The organism is Aliiroseovarius conchicola, assembly GCF_041403445.1.
Taxonomy (GTDB): domain Bacteria; phylum Pseudomonadota; class Alphaproteobacteria; order Rhodobacterales; family Rhodobacteraceae; genus Aliiroseovarius; species Aliiroseovarius conchicola.
The window spans coordinates 127513-144905 of record NZ_JBGEHL010000007.1 but is presented as its reverse complement, the minus strand read 5'-3'; the positions used below and the strand labels follow the sequence as shown (position 1 = coordinate 144905).

The 17393-nt window shown below is 54.0% G+C and carries 15 protein-coding genes; 10 read left to right on the top strand and 5 right to left on the bottom strand.

All coding sequences use genetic code 11. The features are described 5' to 3' along the window. Positions 1–7 precede the first annotated feature (7 nt). The gene (locus V6N04_RS13035) at positions 8–1801 is read right to left on the bottom strand and encodes an AfsR/SARP family transcriptional regulator (protein ID WP_371170622.1); all 1794 of its coding nucleotides are present in this window, start codon (positions 1799–1801) and stop codon (positions 8–10) included. 800 nt (positions 1802–2601) lie between these two features. Here V6N04_RS13035 and V6N04_RS13030 point away from each other — a divergent pair. The 4 genes from V6N04_RS13030 to V6N04_RS13015 all read left to right on the top strand — a co-directional run bounded on the left by V6N04_RS13030 (position 2602) and on the right by V6N04_RS13015 (position 7645). Beyond that, positions 2602–2799 (top strand): hypothetical protein, encoded by a 198-nt coding sequence (locus tag V6N04_RS13030; RefSeq protein WP_371170621.1) that lies wholly within the window; start codon positions 2602–2604, stop codon positions 2797–2799. Positions 2800–2965: 166 nt separating this feature from the next. After that, on the top strand, positions 2966–4702 hold the full coding sequence (locus tag V6N04_RS13025; protein WP_371170620.1) for a type I secretion system permease/ATPase: 1737 nt from the start codon (positions 2966–2968) through the stop codon (positions 4700–4702). 4 nt (positions 4703–4706) lie between these two features. Continuing rightward, a complete protein-coding gene (locus tag V6N04_RS13020; RefSeq protein ID WP_371170619.1) occupies positions 4707–6023 on the top strand; it encodes an HlyD family type I secretion periplasmic adaptor subunit in 1317 nt (438 codons plus the stop codon). A 170-nt stretch (positions 6024–6193) separates the two neighbouring features. Continuing rightward, positions 6194–7645, top strand: a complete 1452-nt coding sequence (locus tag V6N04_RS13015) for an efflux transporter outer membrane subunit (RefSeq protein WP_371170618.1) — start codon at positions 6194–6196, stop codon at positions 7643–7645. A gap of 89 nt (positions 7646–7734) precedes the next feature. On the opposite strand, the gene V6N04_RS13010 is transcribed toward V6N04_RS13015, so the two are convergent. The 3 genes from V6N04_RS13010 to V6N04_RS13000 all read right to left on the bottom strand — a co-directional run bounded on the left by V6N04_RS13010 (position 7735) and on the right by V6N04_RS13000 (position 10728). Then, on the bottom strand, positions 7735–9147 hold the full coding sequence (locus tag V6N04_RS13010; RefSeq protein WP_371170617.1) for a TonB-dependent receptor: 1413 nt from the start codon (positions 9145–9147) through the stop codon (positions 7735–7737). A 32-nt stretch (positions 9148–9179) separates the two neighbouring features. Next, positions 9180–9770: a polysaccharide biosynthesis/export family protein gene (locus tag V6N04_RS13005; RefSeq protein WP_371170616.1), complete on the bottom strand. Its 591-nt coding sequence runs from the start codon at positions 9768–9770 to the stop codon at positions 9180–9182. Between the two features lie 268 nt (positions 9771–10038). Next, positions 10039–10728, bottom strand: coding sequence for a sugar transferase (locus V6N04_RS13000; protein ID WP_371170615.1), 690 nt, complete (start codon positions 10726–10728; stop codon positions 10039–10041). Positions 10729–11283: 555 nt separating this feature from the next. On the opposite strand from V6N04_RS13000, the gene V6N04_RS12995 reads away from it, so the two are divergent. The 4 genes from V6N04_RS12995 to V6N04_RS12980 all read left to right on the top strand — a co-directional run bounded on the left by V6N04_RS12995 (position 11284) and on the right by V6N04_RS12980 (position 15546). Further along, positions 11284–12207: an ExeA family protein gene (locus tag V6N04_RS12995; RefSeq protein WP_371170614.1), complete on the top strand. Its 924-nt coding sequence runs from the start codon at positions 11284–11286 to the stop codon at positions 12205–12207. Positions 12208–12435: 228 nt separating this feature from the next. After that, positions 12436–13842, top strand: coding sequence for a GumC family protein (locus V6N04_RS12990; RefSeq protein ID WP_371170613.1), 1407 nt, complete (start codon positions 12436–12438; stop codon positions 13840–13842). 32 nt (positions 13843–13874) lie between these two features. Next, a complete protein-coding gene (locus V6N04_RS12985) occupies positions 13875–14693 on the top strand; it encodes a CpsD/CapB family tyrosine-protein kinase (RefSeq protein WP_371170612.1) in 819 nt (272 codons plus the stop codon). After that, on the top strand, positions 14680–15546 hold the full coding sequence (locus tag V6N04_RS12980; protein ID WP_371170611.1) for a glycosyltransferase family 2 protein: 867 nt from the start codon (positions 14680–14682) through the stop codon (positions 15544–15546). The genes V6N04_RS12985 and V6N04_RS12980 overlap by 14 nt, the downstream gene beginning before the upstream one ends. On the opposite strand, the gene V6N04_RS12975 is transcribed toward V6N04_RS12980, so the two are convergent. Then, positions 15543–16199, bottom strand: a complete 657-nt coding sequence (locus V6N04_RS12975; RefSeq protein WP_371170610.1) for a rhomboid family intramembrane serine protease — start codon at positions 16197–16199, stop codon at positions 15543–15545. The two genes, V6N04_RS12980 and V6N04_RS12975, sit on opposite strands and share 4 nt — an antisense overlap. Positions 16200–16401: 202 nt before the next feature. On the opposite strand from V6N04_RS12975, the gene V6N04_RS12970 reads away from it, so the two are divergent. Both V6N04_RS12970 and V6N04_RS12965 read left to right on the top strand, forming a co-directional pair. Then, a complete protein-coding gene (locus V6N04_RS12970) occupies positions 16402–16869 on the top strand; it encodes a UDP-N-acetylglucosamine--LPS N-acetylglucosamine transferase (RefSeq protein WP_371170609.1) in 468 nt (155 codons plus the stop codon). Then, positions 16866–17336 (top strand): glycosyltransferase, encoded by a 471-nt coding sequence (locus V6N04_RS12965; RefSeq protein WP_371170608.1) that lies wholly within the window; start codon positions 16866–16868, stop codon positions 17334–17336. Before V6N04_RS12970 ends, V6N04_RS12965 begins: the two co-directional genes overlap by 4 nt. The last annotated feature ends 57 nt before the right edge of the window (positions 17337–17393 follow it).

Here is a 17393-nt window from a genome sequence, read left to right as displayed (position 1 = left end):
TTTCAAATCAGTCTTTGTCAAATCCAGCTTTGCGCAGCCCAATTAGGAACTGTCGCCCACCCTCGGTGGCCAGCCCTGGATAGCCCGAACCCTGCAGTACCTCGGTCGAGAAGTCGGGCTCGATTTCGACCAGCTTCTGGCGCAGGCTTTCCACCATCTGGACATTGCCCAGATGGGCGTGGCTGGAAATCAAATAGCGCAGGATCGAGTTGAATTTTGGACGTTGGACCAGTGCTTTTTCACCGGCTTCGATGGCGGCATGATGGTCGCCAGCCAAAGCGGCGGCGATACATTTCGTCGTGTCGAAATAGTAACTGATGGGTGTATTTGATCCTAAATGCTGCGCCCATGATGCCATTGCCAGCGATTTTTGCGTGTCGCCAGCATAGGCATTCATCGTCGCATAAAGGTCCCAACCAATCGCCTGTTCCGGGTCGATCTTTAACGCGCGCTCGAACAGAGATGCGGCCATATCAAATTCGCTGAACAAGTATGAATGGATGTGGGCCGCGAGCGACAGGACAAGCGGATCGAACTCGTCTTCCTCCAGCGCACGCGTGGCGTAGTACTGCGCCTCGGATATCTGCGCGGCGGCATCGGGTGTGAACCGTTGGCCGACCTGAAACGACTTGGCAAAGGCCATCCACGCATAGGTCTGCGCGTTCGGTTGTTGTTTCAGCAAGTGAGTCAGTTTGTCTTCGGCTGTGCTGAGCTCGTTCACCGACAGGCCGAACATCTGGTAGATGCATTCGATCAACTGTCCAGCACCTGCCATCTGCGGATTGATGGCCTGCGTTTGCAGATGGCGTCCGATCTGGATCACTGCCTGCGCAACCAGCCCGTTCAAAGCAGGGCAGGCGGGTTGGGCGAAGTCTTCGGCTGTGAAGGCCTGACTGGCAGTCCAGACCGTCACGCCGTTCGACCCGGTCAGCAATTCGGCCGACAAGCGCACCACAGGGCCCTGATTGATCTCGGCTATGCGCAGCACAAGCGGGACATCGACCCGTCCAAAGGCCCCGCGCATTTGCGACACGGGCTGGTTTTCAAACGTGCGCACCACAGGGATGCGCCCCATTTCGCGCAGGTTGCGTGACAGTTTGTCAATCATCAGATTGGCGTGTTGATCGCTGGCCACCATGCTTTGAATGCCAATGGCCCAATTGCTGTCCTGCGCAGTCGGTGTTGTTGGTGTCGTGTTCAAGTGCGTGTTGATTTTCGGGTCGGAACCGTTCAGGGGATCTGGCGCGCGCGACAGGCCCAATACATCGCTGGCGACATCTGATCTGGGCGCTTCGGCTGTATCGGTGTCGTGTTCGACCAGACGCTGTTCCCAGATCTGGCGTTCCAGTGTCAGCCAGCTTTCAAACTCCGGGTCGCAGATGTCAAAACCTTCAAGAAAGTGTTCTGCAACGGTGTCGATGCTGACCGGTGTCGATGCCTCGCCACGTTCCACCTGCCCGATCAGTTCAATTGCGTCGACGCGGATGCGCGACAGGTCCAGAGACACCGAGTATTTGTCGGCGCTTAAGATGTCTTTCTTTTCGGGCCCGAAGCATTTGCGAATGTCCAAAAGCGCCTGCCGTAAACTGGCAGAGGCCTGATCTTCGCCGCGGTCGCTCCAGAGTTTGTCGCGCAGCCAGACCCGCGATCTGGACCCGCGCGGTGCAAGGGCCAACATGGCCAGAACAGCTTTGGATTTCTGGTTCTTTGGTGTGAAAGGGGTGCCATCAAGATCTTGTACGGCGAGCGGGCCAAATAGGTAAATGTCCAGCTCGCGATGGCTTGTGTGTTCGACGTCCATTGGCATTCCTTCGGAAACCTTTGTGCGTGACGCACAAGATTGTTTCGAAATGATACCCAAATTTGGCGTTTCTTGCAAAAATTGAGCAGCAAGCATGTGCGCCCCCAAGGATGATGAACCGAAGGCATACCTAGGGGGTGGGCGTCATGTGTGCGTGAATCCAGCGTGAAGGTGCGGGTTGATATGCAATTTCAGTGGGATTTGGCGCAATAATTTTTCGATTTTGGGCATTTTTCTAGGCGCCGTTCTGTTCCCGGTGTTAGCGAAGCGAATTTCAGGGTGATTCTTTTCCGCCAACACGATCGAGGCCGTCGGGCGACAAGGGATGGGAAGCGGTCAGCATGTTGCCGCTTGCTTTCCCAGTGATGTTCGGCGGGGAACCGGCACTGCTGTGTGTGACATCGGGATGGGGGCCAGACTGGAAAAAACCCAATAGACTCAACCGATAGGCGGTTTATCATATATCCTTTGGGATAGGGAGTGCGAGTTTATTCCCTTATTCTATTGAGGATGCTCGTTTTTGCCCTCGGCACGGATTCGCTTATTCTCAAATTTTCTGTTTTGAGGACTCCCGCATTGGTTGAGGGTGTGATTTAATGCTTGTACCACTCAGGAACCAAGCGCGCGATGTGGATCGAACCTTCGGCGATACGCATCGTTCGCGTTTACAACCCTGACTTACAGGCGTTCGCGCCTTAATTGTGCCACGAATCTGCCGCATGATTGATTCTGCGGAAGGAAGATATGAATGAAGTGGGCCGTATGTGCTTGAATAGGCAGCGGTCAGACGGGAGTTGAACATGGTAATCGGTGCTCTTGTTCTTGGAATGCTCGTTGGGCTCGGAACCGCCGTGCTTGCTTTGTTCAATGGCTATTCCTTCTGGATGGCGCTGTGGTTTTACAGCTCGGTTGGAACCGGAGCCGCACTGCTTAGCATTGGGATGATCTACTTGATCCGTACTTATGTCATGCACGGACCCGACGAACCGCAAAGCTAATTCAGAGCAACGCCGGCCTGACTACCACACCCCAGACACATTCGTACGCGCCAATTGGCGATCAAATGCCGTTCAGTTCTTGCATCACATCCCACATCGGAACACAGTAGGCACAATATAGATGCAGGCACGCGCGGGGATGATTGATGTGTCAGAACAGCTTTCTGTGAGAACCAAGAAGAATCCGTATCGGAAAGAGCTGTCGCGCCTTCGTCGTGCCTTTATTACCGTTGGCCTTTTTAGCGCCGTCATCAACCTGCTGATGCTGACCGGACCGCTATATATGTTGCAGGTCTATGACCGCGTGCTGTCCAGTGGTTCAGTCGCGACGTTGCAGGGACTGTTTATCATCGTTGTCGTACTCTACGCGTTCTTGGGTGTGTATGAGTTTTTGCGTGCGCGTCTGTTGTCGCGCGCTAGTTATCGGTTGGATCAGGAACTAGGGGCGGATGCGTTCGGGTTCTGGTTGCGATCGGGCTTTGTTGACAACAAGGAACACTATAATCCGGTGCAGGACCTGTCGATGATACGGTCTTTTTTGGCAAGCCCGGCAATTCTGGGTCTGTTTGACCTGCCATGGATTCCAATTTTTCTTGCTGTGGTGTTCTTCATTCACCCGTGGCTTGGTTGGCTAACCGTCGCAGGCGCGGGCGTTGTGATTTTGGCGGCGGCCATTAACCGGATGGCATCGCGCGATCCGATCCAAAACGCCGGAACAAGTGAAGGGATCGAACGCTCTTTCGTTGAACGCACGCGTCGCAACGCCGAGGCTGTTCTGGCGCTGGGGATGCTCGACAAAGTTACGGCGCGCTGGCGTGGATTGCACGAAGGGACGCTTGGGCACAATCAAGCTGGCGGTGATCGGTCCGAGGTTGTTACTGCGTTCTCAAAATCCTTCCGACTTCTGTTGCAATCGACCTTGTTGACCGTTGGCGCTTTCCTTGCGCTGCGTCAGGAAATCTCGCCGGGGATGATCATCGCGACCTCAATCATTGCAGGGCGGGCGCTGGCGCCTGTCGATCAGGTCATCGGCCACTGGCGGACCATTGGCCGGGCAGGGGATGCACATCGACGTTTGAAAGAGGCGATGGAATACCTGCCGGATCCGCAAAGCGGTTTTGATTTGCCCGAACCCAAAGGGCATTTGAAGGTCATTAACCTGTCCAAACTGACCGCCAAGAATTCACTGGTCAGCGACCGTCCCCGCATCTTGGATCGTATCAGTTTTGAACTGGAACCCGGCGATGGGCTTGGCGTGGTTGGCAGCTCTGCGGCGGGGAAGTCCAGCCTGGCCCGCTTACTGGTTGGGCTTTGGCAACCCGATCATGGGGAAATCCGGCTGGATGGCGCGACGCTTAATCAGTGGAGCACCGAAGATTTGGGACGCCACGTCGGTTACCTGCCTCAACGGGTCGAAATGTTGCCGGGGACGATTGCGGAGAATATCTCGCGATTTGATCCCGACGCCAAGGATGACGACGTGATCGACGCGGCCCGCATCGCTGGCGTGCACGACATGATCTTGAAGATGCCGGAAGGCTACTCGACTTTCGTGGGCACCACGGATCAACCCCTTTCCGGCGGACAGACCCAACGTCTGGGTCTTGCGCGGGCGCTTTACGGAACACCCCGATTGTTGGTGCTGGACGAGCCGAACTCGAACCTTGATGCGAAAGGGGACGAGGCGTTGGCTAGCGCTGTCATGGGCATGCGCAAGAAAGGATGCACCGTTCTTGTCATGGCGCACAGGCCAAGTGTTATTCAGGCGGTCAACAAAATCTTGATCCTGCATGAGGGCAGGTTGGGCCGATTTGGCGCGAAGGAAGATGTGTTGCAACACGCAGCCCCACAACGTCCGGCCGCTGCCCCCTCGGCGGGCCCCAGCGCTGTATTCGAGGTATGACCCAATGAGTAATCTGCCCAAACAGTCGCTTCGGAATGTAAAAACTGGCATGGCATTGCCCATTTTTCTAGGGGCCGTGGCCAGTTTGGCCCTTCTGATTGGCGGCTTCGTATGGATGTACGCAACCGAGATAACCAGCGCAGTGATTGCCCCCGGCAAGGTTGTTGTGCGGGGCTTACCCAAACAGGTTCAAAGCCTTGATGGTGGTGTGGTCGACGAAATTTTGGTCCGAGATGGCGATGTTGTCAGCAAGGGTGACGTATTGTTGCGTTTGGATCCCAGCCTTTTGCAGATCAACTTGGAAATTTACCGCAACCGCTTGGCCGAAGTCGTAACACGCGAAGCCCGGCTGGACTCCGAGTATCAGGAACTGACAGCACCGACTTTTAATATCGACAGTCCATATTTGTCTGGCATCGACCTGAACCAACACTTCAAGGGACAGCGCGAGATCTTTGTCGCCCGAGCCGAAGTTCTGAGCGGGCGTAAAGAGCAATTGGCCGAACGCATCCTGCAATTTGGCAATCAGATTTCGGGTGTGGAGGCGCTGATCAAATCCAAACAAGACCAGTTGGAATATGTCAGTCAGGAACTGGCAAACCTTCAAGGTTTGAACAACGAGGGTCTAATCCGCGAAAGTGAATTGTTGGAACTTCAGGGGCGCGAGTCGTCGCTGCTGGGCCAAATTGCAGAACATCAGTCTGAACTGGCGCGCATCCATAACTCGATCCGCGACACAGAGCTGGAAATTCTGCAGGCGGACCGTGAATTCAAAGAACAAGTGGTCACTGAGTTGCGCGAGACCACGGCAGAGGGCGAAGAACTGATCTTGCAAATTGTCACCGTCGAGAAACAGCTGGAACGTGTAGATATCCTCGCGCCGACCGACGGGATTGTGCATGAATTGCAGGCCACGACCGAAGGTGGCGTCGTCGCGCCCGAGGCGACGATCACGCAAATTGTGCCGTTGTCCGACGGTGTGGAGTTTAAATTGCAGGTCGACCCACGCTCGATTGATCAGGTGTTTGTCGGTCAAACCGCCAAGGTGATCTTTCCGGCGTTTAACCAACGTACCACGCCAGAACTTTACGGTTCGGTGTCGGGGATATCACCGACATCGGTGGAAGACCCTCAAACAGGGGAAAGCTATTTCCGCATTGACCTGACCTTGCCTGACGACGAGATCGCACGATTGGGAGAGGTCGAATTGATCCCCGGCATGCCGGTGGAGGCCTTCTTGCAAACCGGTGAGCGGTCGGTCCTGACTTATCTGACAGAGCCTTTGGTGCAGCAGCTTAGACGGGCGTTCCGTGAAGGGTAGGGCACAGCACCTGCAAGTTCCCTATGTGGTTTTTTTGTCAACCTTCGCATGTAGATTAAGGGAAACCTGACTATTTCTTGGTGAAAACCCGCTTCTGTGGCAGTGTTTGCTCAAAATAACCGTGAAAATAACAGTCGCAAAGACGGCTGGCGAGGCAGACGGGTAGCATTATGAAACAGAATACTAGGCGCAATGCGCCAGTCTTGGGATGCGTGTTGGCAGCCACAATCGGGCTTTCGGGTTGTGCAACAGACGAACCCTATAAACTTCCATTCTTTAAATTTGCCAAATCATATTCGAGTATTTCGTCACATGCAGTTCCTGTGCCCCTGGCAGATGAACGTTGGTGGCTGGGGTTCAAAGACCCCGTCTTCAACAACCTGGTTGAACGGGCAATGACGGGCAATATCGACCTAGAGATCGCCCGAGAAAAGGTCATCGAGGCAAATGCCAATAAAGGCACAATTCCAAGTAATCTGAGTGCGACACCGTCGGCGTCGTACACGAATTCCCAAAGTATTACCCAAAATGCCCTAGGCCTTGGGTCGACTGACAGTGGTTCGGCTCAGCTTAACCTTGCGTGGATCCTTGATCCATATGGATTGCGCCGTCAGCGGATTCAAGCTGCCGCCGCGCGTGTCGATGTGGCGGACGCACAGGTTGATGCGGCGCGTTTGACAGTTCTTCTGAGCTTGTCGAATGCCTATGTCGATCTTCGATATAACCAACGTCTTCTTGTCCTGCGCCAACAACAGTTAAAGTCGCGCCGCAGTGCTGTGTCGCAGACAAAGCAACTGTTTGATCGTCGTGCAGCGACAAAATTGGATGTGGTGCAGACCGAAGCACTTGTCGCCGAAACACAGTCGCAGATTCCGGCTGTTAGGGCTGCAATCCGCAGCCGTAAGAATGAAATTGCTGTTCTGACCGGTGTTGGACCTGCGCGTTTGGGGATCAATCTTGACGGCAACGCCAAACAACCACGCCCTGCAAAATCACTGCGCACTGGGGTTCCTGCAGATCTTCTGCGCAACCGCCCCGATCTGAAGATCGCCGAGCGCAGTTACTATGAAGCCGTCACAAATGTCGGCATTGCACGCGCAGATTTGTATCCGTCTTTGTCACTCAGCGGTATGATTGGGTACGGCACCAATGGCACAAACGATGGTTGGGAATATTCAATTGGCCCGGCCTTGAACTTGCCATCTCTGCCTCTGAAAAGTGGCAAATCACGGGTCGCCGCGCGTCATTCGGTGGCACGCCAGCAATATAGCGGTTGGAGGTCGACAGTTCTGACATCGCTCAGCGAGGTTGAAAATGCACTGGCTGCCTATCAAGCCAGCCGCAGTTCGGTCGTCGAGGCACAGCGCCGCGTTCGCTTGAACCGCGAGGCGTTGGAGCTGACGCAGGAGCTTTTGAAGCGGGAAGGCGCGACTATTCGGGATTTGATCAACGCCGAAGAACGGATCGCGGATGCGGACACAGCATTGGCTGAAAACCTGCGCCAGCTTGGACTGAACTATGTGCGTTTGAACATCGCTTTAGGGGCGGGAAGCAACGTCGGAGGTAAGTCGGAGCAGGTTGTGGCCGTCAAAGAGGGCCCCGCTTCCTCCATCGCGAATTGATCTAACATTTAGGTCTACGAATTCAAATACCCACCCCGACAGAAAGCCGGGGTGGGTATTTTCTTGTCTAGTTAGCGTTGCTGGAAAACCTAGCGAATGCGGAACTCGCGTTCGATCGTCAGGAACAACTCGTTCGAATGACGGTCGGTTTCGCCTGTCGTTTCGGTGCGCCGGTATTCATATCCGGTCGACAAGCCCCAATCTGCTGTTAGCTCATGAGTATATGTCGCGCGAAGACCTGACACTGCGGTGGTGCTTGCGGCGGCGATGTCGGTTACTTCTGCGTAGTCCAGATCAAACCCGATGGATGAAACTGGCGTCAGCTCTCGGTCGAACCCAAGCGCTGCGCGGGTTGTTTCGTTCTCAATCCCGGCATCAGAGTTGCTGTAGCTGCGATCCAGTGTTGCTGTGATCGTGCCCAAAGCAAACTCATGCGTGTAGCCCAAATTGCCGATGAAATTAACATCGCCGTCGTTGGAGCGGGTGGCTCCAACCCCCGCAGTCAGCGAGCCGTTTGGAAGGTCGAACGCGCCGGTAACTTCCACCGTATCGCGCCGTCCGGTCGTGTTGATGTCACTAGAGAATTCGGCGGTCAGGCTGCCGGTCGGGAAGTCCCGTGTGATTGATACTGCGCCGGTGATACCGTCTTGATTTGGTGCGTCAGAGCGATCGATTTCGGTGTAGCCAAGGCTGGCGTTCATCCGCGTTATCGCATCGATTTCGTAACTTAGACTGGCCGTAGCCCCGCGTGTTTCGCGCGATGACCGCAATCCGTTCGGAGCCGTGTCGTCAAGTTCGTCGTATTTTTCCCAAAACAGCTCGACCCGACCTTCCATAACAGGTGAGAATTGCAAGCGTGTAAATACTTCGGCGCGGGTTGTATCATCGTCAAACAGGCTGGTGTTTGTCGTGTCCCAGTATCTTGTCTGTTCGTACTCAACAGCAGCCCCGAAACCCAAAGGCCGCGTTCGCCCGGTTTCAAAGCTGAGGCGCGCGTTTGCGCGGCCCCGCACCCCATCAAGTGACAGCGGATCCTCGGGGCCGGAGCCATCTTCGATCAGGTCATCGAGGCCAAGAAGTGGGTCTTCAAATCGAAGCGAGACCTGCTGATAGTTGGCCTCCGCGCTGAACAATGTGTCCACGCTTTCTAATTGATAACGCAATGCCACCGAAGGGTCGTCAAAGCTGGTTTCGGTTGAACGGCCTGGCGTATTTGAGGTCCGAACCGTGCCGGCCGCATCGAAGCTGAAGGTTGCCACACCAGTTTCACTGAGCAACCCAAATGAAAGCGTGTTGTCCCACAATGTTGTGTTTCCCGGAGAGGGATCGCTGAGACTTAGATTGTCGTTGAAGCGCAACGTTGACGAGACACCCAGCGTCATGGAGACACCGCCCGCTGTCGTGTCTCCAGTGCTGGCTTCTTGTGCGATGACGGGAACCAGCCCAGTTGCCAATAGGGTGGTTCCGGCCAGTAAGGCGGTAATCTTTGTTTTTTTGCCCACCTGCTTACCTCTGCTCGTTTAGCCGCGTACGCCTATTCGAAAAGTTTGCGCTGCGGTACAATGATGACGTCTCCCGCTTTCAGGCGGATGTTGCCAGCATTGGTGTTGTAGTTATAGCTGTAAATCTTGCTACCACGGCGCACTTGAATGCGTTTCGGGGCTGCAAATCGAGTAAGACCACCACCCTGGGCGATCGCTTGCAAGACCGTCATGCCACGGCGGCCTTCTAGCTTGCCGGGGCTGTTGATCTCACCCGTGATGTAAATATCCTGTGTTTTGGGTGCTTTGGGCGCACTTGAACCACCGGTGCTCCGGCCGATCTCTCCGACCGATACGTAGACATTCGGAGTTGCCGCAAAATTGGATGACATACTGCTGGCTAGCGCTGCGGCGACCTGCCCGGTCGTTCTGCCTGCTGCACGTACGCCATCGGCAAACGGGAAACTGATCGAGCCGTCGGGAAGAACCAGAACCGAACGATTTAGGTTCGCATCCTCGACAACCTCGACACGCAATGTGTCACCAGCGCGGATTTTATATCCGTTCTGAGCAAGTGCGTCATTCGATGAAAAAATGCTGACCGTGAAGACGGCAGCGATTAGTGCGAAAATTTTCTTAAACATCTTGAATCCCCTGGCTGCCATAAGGCTTGCTTTAAGATAACGCGGGTGGGCTTGTAATCAAAAGATAAAAACCAAATTTGGTGGTCGTTTTGGCGGCAATGTCGCCTATTTACACAATTGAAAAGCGGACCTGGCGTTGAACTAGTTATGGGTTGCGACATTGCTTTCGGAGCATCTGCTCTACAAACATGTATTGCGCCCGACCAACTAAGGTTCTGGACGCATAACAAAAATAGGCTTTCGAGACAGTCCCGAAAGCCTTATTCGTTTAGTGACCTGTGCACCGCAGCACGACACCTACCGTTTTGCAAAGAATCTCTGCGTCCTTCTTCATCGTCAGCTCATAATAGTACTGCGTGTCGAAGGTTGCGCGTTGCGCAAAAGTAGTTTCGTTACGGTCAGACACCTGCCAAGGGCCAGTGATGCCGGGGCGCATCGCATAGTATGCCGCGCCAGGATAAAGCGACTTTTGGTCTTCCATCATTGGGCGGGGCCCAACGACGGACATGTCGCCTTTCAACACATTCCAAAGTTGCGGCAGCTCATCCATGGATGACTTGCGCAGGAACTTCCCGATTTTTGTAATACGCGGGTCATTCTTCAGTTTTTGTGTGCTGTCCCATTCTTCGCGTGCTTCAGGGTTAGCCTCAAGATACGCTTCAAGACGCTGATCAGCGTTTGGAACCATCGAGCGGATTTTGATCATGCTATAGATCCGGCCATTTTTGCCGATGCGGCGCTGGCGATAGAATGGCTTTCCGCCATCTAGCATTGCCAAGAGCAGCATGAACCCCACCAAAGGAATCGCGATTGGCGCCGCAGCAATGACAAAAGCGATGTCAAAAAGGCGCTTAAAACGATCGCGATAAGGGCGAACATGGGTGTCAGCGACGTAAAATTTCTGTGTTTTTGCCAGATCAGTTCCGGCATTGGAAAAGTCTTTAAAATGAGTAGTCATTTCTTTCTACACCTCAAAAAAAGCAGCACCTGACAAGGGAAACCCATGAGATAAAATAATCTCTATTGTCATGCAGGCGCAGCAGCTTGCGAACCAGCCGAGTCAGTTAAAATCAGTTCCCGGCTCTCCTTACCCCAACAAGAGCTTACCACATTAATGCCCTATTTATAGCACAATTCCGCCTAGAGCGCCAACAGTGCAGTTAAGCATTTGGAAACTAAAAATTTTATCTACACTCGGGGCCTCTTTACCCCCCGTTAATTGTTTCGTCTAGATGTATAATGCGATGCCCCGCACGATTTTATTGATCTTTCACGATGTCATAACGATGGCAGGGTTATGATTCTTCTCGAATCTTTTTTGGTTGCGTGTCCGCCCACGAAGAGGATAGGGCAGATGCGCTATGTTAAGGGTGATCTGGTATACGGTCTGAGGGAGACCTGTCAGTTTGTAGAGCGCCCTGTATTATGCGAGAAGCAATTTGGATTTTGACATTTTTTAGCCACAAGTAAGCTTTAGCCATTGTGGGATTATATCAGGAAGTCAGATAGGAATATGAATTCCGACGAACTCTATACCGGGCATTTCGGATTGACCGAGCGGCCCTTTACTCTGGTGCCGGACCCGAGCTTTTTGTTTTGGTCCAAGCAGCACAAGCGTGCCTATGCCGTGCTGGAGTTTGGTGTGATGTCGCGCGCGCCCATCACTTTGATTACAGGCGAGATTGGATCGGGTAAGACAACGCTGGTGCAGAAACTGCTCAGTCAGATGGATGATTCTGTGCGTGTCGGTCTGCTGTCCAACGTGCAGGGAGACCGTGGCGAGCTGCTCCAATGGGTTATGAACGCTCTGTCGATCCCGTTCGAGCCGGCGGAAAATTATGTCACGCTATTCCAACGCTTTCAGGAAAGCATCATCAGTGAATATGCCGAAGGTCGGCGGGTCGTTTTGATCATTGATGAGGCGCAGAACTTATCCAGTGAAGGTCTGGAAGAGATGCGCATGCTGACCAATATCAACGCCAACAAGGACGAATTGATCCAGTTGATCTTGGTCGGGCAGCCAGAGCTGAAGGGGATCGTGCTGAGCCCAAACATGCGCCAGCTGGCGCAACGCGTTGCGGCGAGCTTCCATCTTGAGGGCATGGATGAACCGACGGTCCGTTCTTATATCAAACATCGCTTGAAGGTTGCTGGGGGAACAGGGCGGGAAATCACGCCCCTAGCCTGCGGAGAGATATTCGCCGCAACCAAGGGTATTCCCCGTCTGGTCAATCAGCTTTGTGAGCTGTCATTGCTATATGCTTGGAGCAGCGATCAGTCGCGCGTTTCGGTCAGTGCAGTGCGGAGCGTTTTGGAAGACGGCGTTTTCTTTGCCAGCAATCTACCCGAAGTGGAGGATGATGAAGAAGACCTTTCCAAACCCTTGTTCTTGCGACAAGGTCGCCGCGTCGGCCTGCCCGAGAAGAAAACTGGATAGCGGCGGCGTATATGAAAAAAATTATTGATTAGGATCACGGCTCTGATGTGCGCATTACCTTTCTAGGCGTGCCAGGGCGAGGAATAACAGGCTATGGCTTCAACCAACTTCAAATATTATCGATCCATATTCATCAGGCGATTGCCTTATTTTCTGATCGTTGCAACCGTTATCGGTGCGGCGTCCGTCATCATGTCTATGAGCTTGCCGCCAGCCTACGAGTCACGGATGACGCTGATTGTGGAATCACCGCAAATCCCGGATGAGCTCGCCGCATCTACGGCGCGCACTCCGGCGCAGGAACAGCTGCAGGTTCTTGAACAGAAACTGATGACGCGCGCAAATTTGATCGAGATTGCGAATAAACTACAAGTCTTTGAAAACCAAGATGAAATGACTCCTGATCGGATTACCCAGGCGATGCGGGCACGCACCTCCATTCGCAGCACTGCGGGGTTGAACCAAGCGGCATTGATGACGATCACATTTGTGGCTCCGACCGGGTCGAAGGCAGCGGGTGTTTTGAACGAGTATCTGACGCTGATCCAAAAAGAAGACGTCCAATCGCGTACCGGACGGGCGACGCAGACACTGGAGTTCTTTGAGCAAGAGGTCGGCCGTTTGAACCAGGAGCTCGCAGAGCGGAGCGCACGTATTCTGGCCTTCAAGACCGAGAATGTGGACGCTCTGCCCGAGAGTCTGGACTATCGGTTGAGCCAGCAGTCCCTAATGCAAGAGAGATTGGCGCAATTAGAGCGTGAAACCCTGAGTCTTGATGAACAACGCAAGCGTCTGGTGCGTATCTTTGAAACGACTGGGCAGGTTGGGGGGTTGCGGGGTCCTTCTCTTACGCCCGAGCAAAAGCAGCTGGATACACTACGCGCAGAGCTTAACACCGCGCTAGCCGTTTATTCCAAAGAGAACCCACGTGTGAAAATCTTGGAAGCGCGCATCAAGCAGCTGGAAGAAACTATCAGCTCATTGCCTGCGTCGGAAGATGATCAAGAGGTTACCGGGAACTCGCTTTTGGATGTTCAGCTTGCGGAGATTTCTGCTCGCCAGAACGGGCTGAACGAACAAAAGTTAAGTGCCCAGAAGCAGTTGGCTGAGCTGACGGAATCCATCGAGAAGACACCGAGCAACTCGATTCGACTGGATGAGCTTCAACTAGACTACGAAAACCTTCAGTTGCAGTATAACACCGCCGTCGACCGGTTGTCGCGCGCAAGTACCGGTGAACGTATCGAGGTTATGTCCAGGGGTCAGCGCATCTCGGTAATTGAGCCGCCAGCAGTGCCGAGCCAACCTAGCAAGCCAAATCGGCCGCTGATCGCCGGTGGCGGAAGCTTCTTTGGAATACTGGTCGGTGCCGGTTTGGTGTTTCTATTGGAGTTCCTCAACCGCTCTATCCGACGGCCGGAGGATCTTGTTTCGAAGTTGGGAATCGCGCCGTTGGCGACGATCCCCTATATTCCGGCAGTTGGTGAAAAGTCGCATGGGCGCACATTCCGAATACTTGGTGTACTGTTGATATTAATGGGAATCCCCGTTGCCGTTTACGCCGTGCATGCATTCTATCAGCCGCTTGATTTGCTGGCTGAGCGGATCATGGACAAGTTGGGCGTACGCTGGTGAGCGTGCTGGTTTTGTAGAAAGGATCTGATGATATGGAAAAGCTACAAGCCGCCATTGAAAAGGCGCGAGAACAGCGCCAAGGGTCTGCGCCTGCCCGTAAGACGCCAGCAGCACGGGCCGCATCGGCAACCGTAGGTTCCGGGGTTTGGTCAGAACTTGCGCCGCTTGAGGTATCCGACAGAGCTGCACAGCAGAACCGACTGGTTGCGCGCAATGGTGGCGCGGAAGCCGGGCCGTTTGATATGCTGCGTACACGTATAATTCAACAGGCTGCTAACAATGGTTGGAAGCGCGTTGCGCTGGTCTCTCCGCATAGCGAGTGTGGGAAAACCACGACAGCGGCTAACCTGATTTTCAGTTTTGGGCGCCAGTCGGACCTTCATACAATCGTCTTAGATCTAGATTTACGACGCCAAGGCCTGGCGAAGGTTCTTGGTCAGCAAAGCGATGGTAACATGGGTGACGTGCTGACCGGTAAGAAAGGCTTTGCTGAACACGGGCGCAGGATTGGTGACAACGTCGCAGTCGGTTTGAACAGCGGCCATATCCATAACGCATCGGAGATCCTGCAAAACTCTCAAACCAAGTTGGTGTTGGATGAACTACAGGATGAGTATGAACCAGATCTTATGCTGTTTGATATGCCACCGCTGATTGGGGCTGATGATAATTTTGGGTTCTTACAGAACGTGGATTGTGCGCTTTTGGTGGCCGAAGCCGAGCGCACGACGACGGAGCAGGTCGATGTGGCGGAGCGGCAATTGTCCGAACTCACCAGCGTAATGGGGATTGTGTTAAACAAGAGCCGTTTCACGGACGGGGCATACGGGTATGGTTATGGCCACGCCTGACGCAGCCATCATCATTCCACATTATAATGATCCGGTGCGGCTTGGGCGTTGTTTGACTGCGTTGATGCGTAATGACGTGTCGAATGTGGACATCCTTGTGGTCGACAACAATTCCACGGAATCGTATGCCGATGTTCAGGCCGAGTTTCCGCAAGTTCGTTTTGTGGTCGAGACAGAAAAGGGCGCGGCTGCCGCGCGCAATCGTGGTGTTGCTGAAACAACTGCGCCGCTGTTGTTTTTCATCGATGCCGATTGTGTGGCCGCCGATGATTGGGTGGCTAAGGCACATGAAGTTGCGCCGACGGCTGATCTGATCGGCGGGCGGGTTGATGTCTTTGATGAAACGCCTCCGCCAAGAAACGGTGCCGAGGCGTTTGAGGCAGTCTTTGCCTTCAATTTTCAAAATTACATTGAAGTTCAAGGTTTTACTGGATCCGGAAATCTTGTCACGACACGCGAAGTTTTCGAAGATGTGGGTGGTTTTCGTGGAGGTGTCTCTGAGGATTTGGATTGGAGCACCCGTGCTGTCTCGAAGGGGCACAAGCTGATTTACCGAGAGGATTTAGTGGTAAGCCATCCTTCCCGTTCAGACTGGGCTGCCTTGCGCCATAAGTGGCTACGTTTGACCCAGGAACTGTTCGGTGTGAATGGCGACGGCGCGCGTGCGCGCGCGAGTTGGGCGCTTAGGGCGCTGGCAATGCCCGCTAGTGCGATCGTGCACCTTCCCAAAGTTTTGGGTAGCGACAAGTTGGATAGTATGGGCGAGAAGCTTCGCGCGGCTGCGACGTTGATCCGCCTTCGTACGCAACGCATGATCTGGATGCTGCGTCAGGCGATCGGCCAGAAGATTTAACCTCGGCGGAGCTGACGGCGCGCGTGCCAATCAAATGCCACTGCGGTCAGCCACCCTGCGACGAAGCCCCCTAAATGTGTTTCCCATGCAAGGAAACCGCCCAATAGGACCCACAATAGAAGGTTGAGACCGACCAAAACGCCGACGGTTCTCAGCACCGGCCACCGGGCGTGTCGCATTCGTTTATGAAAGCTCCAACGCCAATAAAGCACCGCGCCGATCAGGCCGAATAACGCTCCGGACGCACCGACCATGGGGCGGGCCGACAGGCTGAGAAGGCCGAAACCCAGGCCGCCGCCAATCGCTGATAGGATATAGATGATCCAAAAACCTTTCAGACCGGCACGCGCAATGACCATTCGCCCCAGAATCCAAAGGGTCAGCATGTTGCCTGCGAGATGGGCCAACCCACCGTGCAAGAATGCATATGTCGCAAACATGGTCCAAGGCTGCGCGGCGTAGTTGGGGCGCCAGTTGTGTAAGAGGCCCGCCCAGAACGCGCCATTTTGATAGACGCTCTGGCGAAGACCTCCGCGATCCAGAATGCCGACGTCCGAAGCCGTTAGCACAAGTTCAATGGCCACATTGATGGCGATTAGGCACAGAAGCACCCGGCTGGCCTTGTCCGATATGTGGGCACGCGCGATCATCATACAGATGTGCCTGCTCGTCGGGTGTTTCACAAGATGCAAATCTCGCGACTATCGCTGTCGTGCTTACAGGTGACGGGCGGTTTGGGATGGTGTACGTTGTCCCCATTATGTGGCTTACGAAACTAGCGCCGCGAAATCGAATTAGACAATCGCGCCAGTGGTTTGGAATATGACATTTGCGCAATATTGATGGACATCCTCGATGACAGAAATATCCGAAACGCCACCTCGTATTCTAGCGGTTGCTTCCGCGGGCGGGCATTGGCATCAACTGGGCCAAATTTGTGCGGCCTTCGATACCAAGGATGTGACCTATGTCACCACGATGGACGGTTTACCGCAAAAATCTGGGTTTGAGCGCTTTGCTTTGGTCAAGGATTGCAACAAGAACGCGCCCTTCAAGGCCTTAATCTGTACGGTGCAAATGATGGGTGTTTTGATTCGCGTCCGCCCTGACGTGGTGATCACCACCGGAGCTTTGCCTGGTGTGATCGCGCTGGCGCTTGCGTGGATAATGCGCCGCAAGACGATTTGGGTAGACAGCATTGCGAACGCAGAAGAGGCATCAGCATCGGGCAAATTGGCCAAGCGATTTGCGAGTTTGTGGTTGTCGCAGTGGAAGTCTGTGGCAGAGGCTGAAGGTGGCCAGTATAAGGGGTCATTACTATGATTTTCGTGACCGTCGGGACGCAACTTTCCTTTGATCGCATGATTTCGATGATCGACGAAATCGCGGCGGACTTGCCTGTTGACGTTTTCGCCCAGACGGCCGATCCAGATGCAAAATACGCTAACATCGACCATGCGTCATTTCTGACGCCGGATGAATATGACGACATCATCGGACGCACGACCATACTTGTGGGACATGCTGGTATTGGCACGATTTTGACCGCAAAGCGGGTCCAGAAACCCGTGATTATCATGCCGCGCAAGGCTTCGCTTGGCGAACATAGAAACGAGCATCAGTTGGCAACTGCCCATCACCTGAAAGGTCATGAGGGTGTCTATGTGGCTGAGTCCAAGAGTGATCTTGAACGGTTGCTGAAGGCACGCGACCTGACCCCAGCAAGCTTCAAAGATACGCCGGAAAAAACGAGATTGCAGAAGTATTTACGGGATTTCGTGTATCGTTGAGGGCCGCCGCAATCTGCCCTGGCCACACGTTTTCGTGGGCAAGCTCGAAATAGGCTA

Bases quoted from the DNA above. Each gene is read 5' to 3' on its own strand.
- V6N04_RS12965 (WP_371170608.1), top strand. From the start codon at position 16,866: ATGATTTTCGTGACCGTCGGGACGCAACTTTCCTTTGATCGCATGATT.
- V6N04_RS12995 (WP_371170614.1), top strand. From the start codon at position 11,284: ATGAATTCCGACGAACTCTATACCGGGCATTTCGGATTGACCGAGCGG.
- V6N04_RS13000 (WP_371170615.1), bottom strand. From the start codon at position 10,728: ATGACTACTCATTTTAAAGACTTTTCCAATGCCGGAACTGATCTGGCA.
- V6N04_RS13030 (WP_371170621.1), top strand. From the start codon at position 2,602: ATGGTAATCGGTGCTCTTGTTCTTGGAATGCTCGTTGGGCTCGGAACC.
- V6N04_RS12980 (WP_371170611.1), top strand. From the start codon at position 14,680: ATGGCCACGCCTGACGCAGCCATCATCATTCCACATTATAATGATCCG.
- V6N04_RS12990 (WP_371170613.1), top strand. From the start codon at position 12,436: ATGACGCTGATTGTGGAATCACCGCAAATCCCGGATGAGCTCGCCGCA.
- V6N04_RS13035 (WP_371170622.1), bottom strand. From the start codon at position 1,801: ATGGACGTCGAACACACAAGCCATCGCGAGCTGGACATTTACCTATTT.
- V6N04_RS13015 (WP_371170618.1), top strand. From the start codon at position 6,194: ATGAAACAGAATACTAGGCGCAATGCGCCAGTCTTGGGATGCGTGTTG.
- V6N04_RS12985 (WP_371170612.1), top strand. From the start codon at position 13,875: ATGGAAAAGCTACAAGCCGCCATTGAAAAGGCGCGAGAACAGCGCCAA.
- V6N04_RS13020 (WP_371170619.1), top strand. From the start codon at position 4,707: ATGAGTAATCTGCCCAAACAGTCGCTTCGGAATGTAAAAACTGGCATG.
- V6N04_RS12975 (WP_371170610.1), bottom strand. From the start codon at position 16,199: ATGATGATCGCGCGTGCCCACATATCGGACAAGGCCAGCCGGGTGCTT.
- V6N04_RS12970 (WP_371170609.1), top strand. From the start codon at position 16,402: ATGACAGAAATATCCGAAACGCCACCTCGTATTCTAGCGGTTGCTTCC.
- V6N04_RS13005 (WP_371170616.1), bottom strand. From the start codon at position 9,770: ATGTTTAAGAAAATTTTCGCACTAATCGCTGCCGTCTTCACGGTCAGC.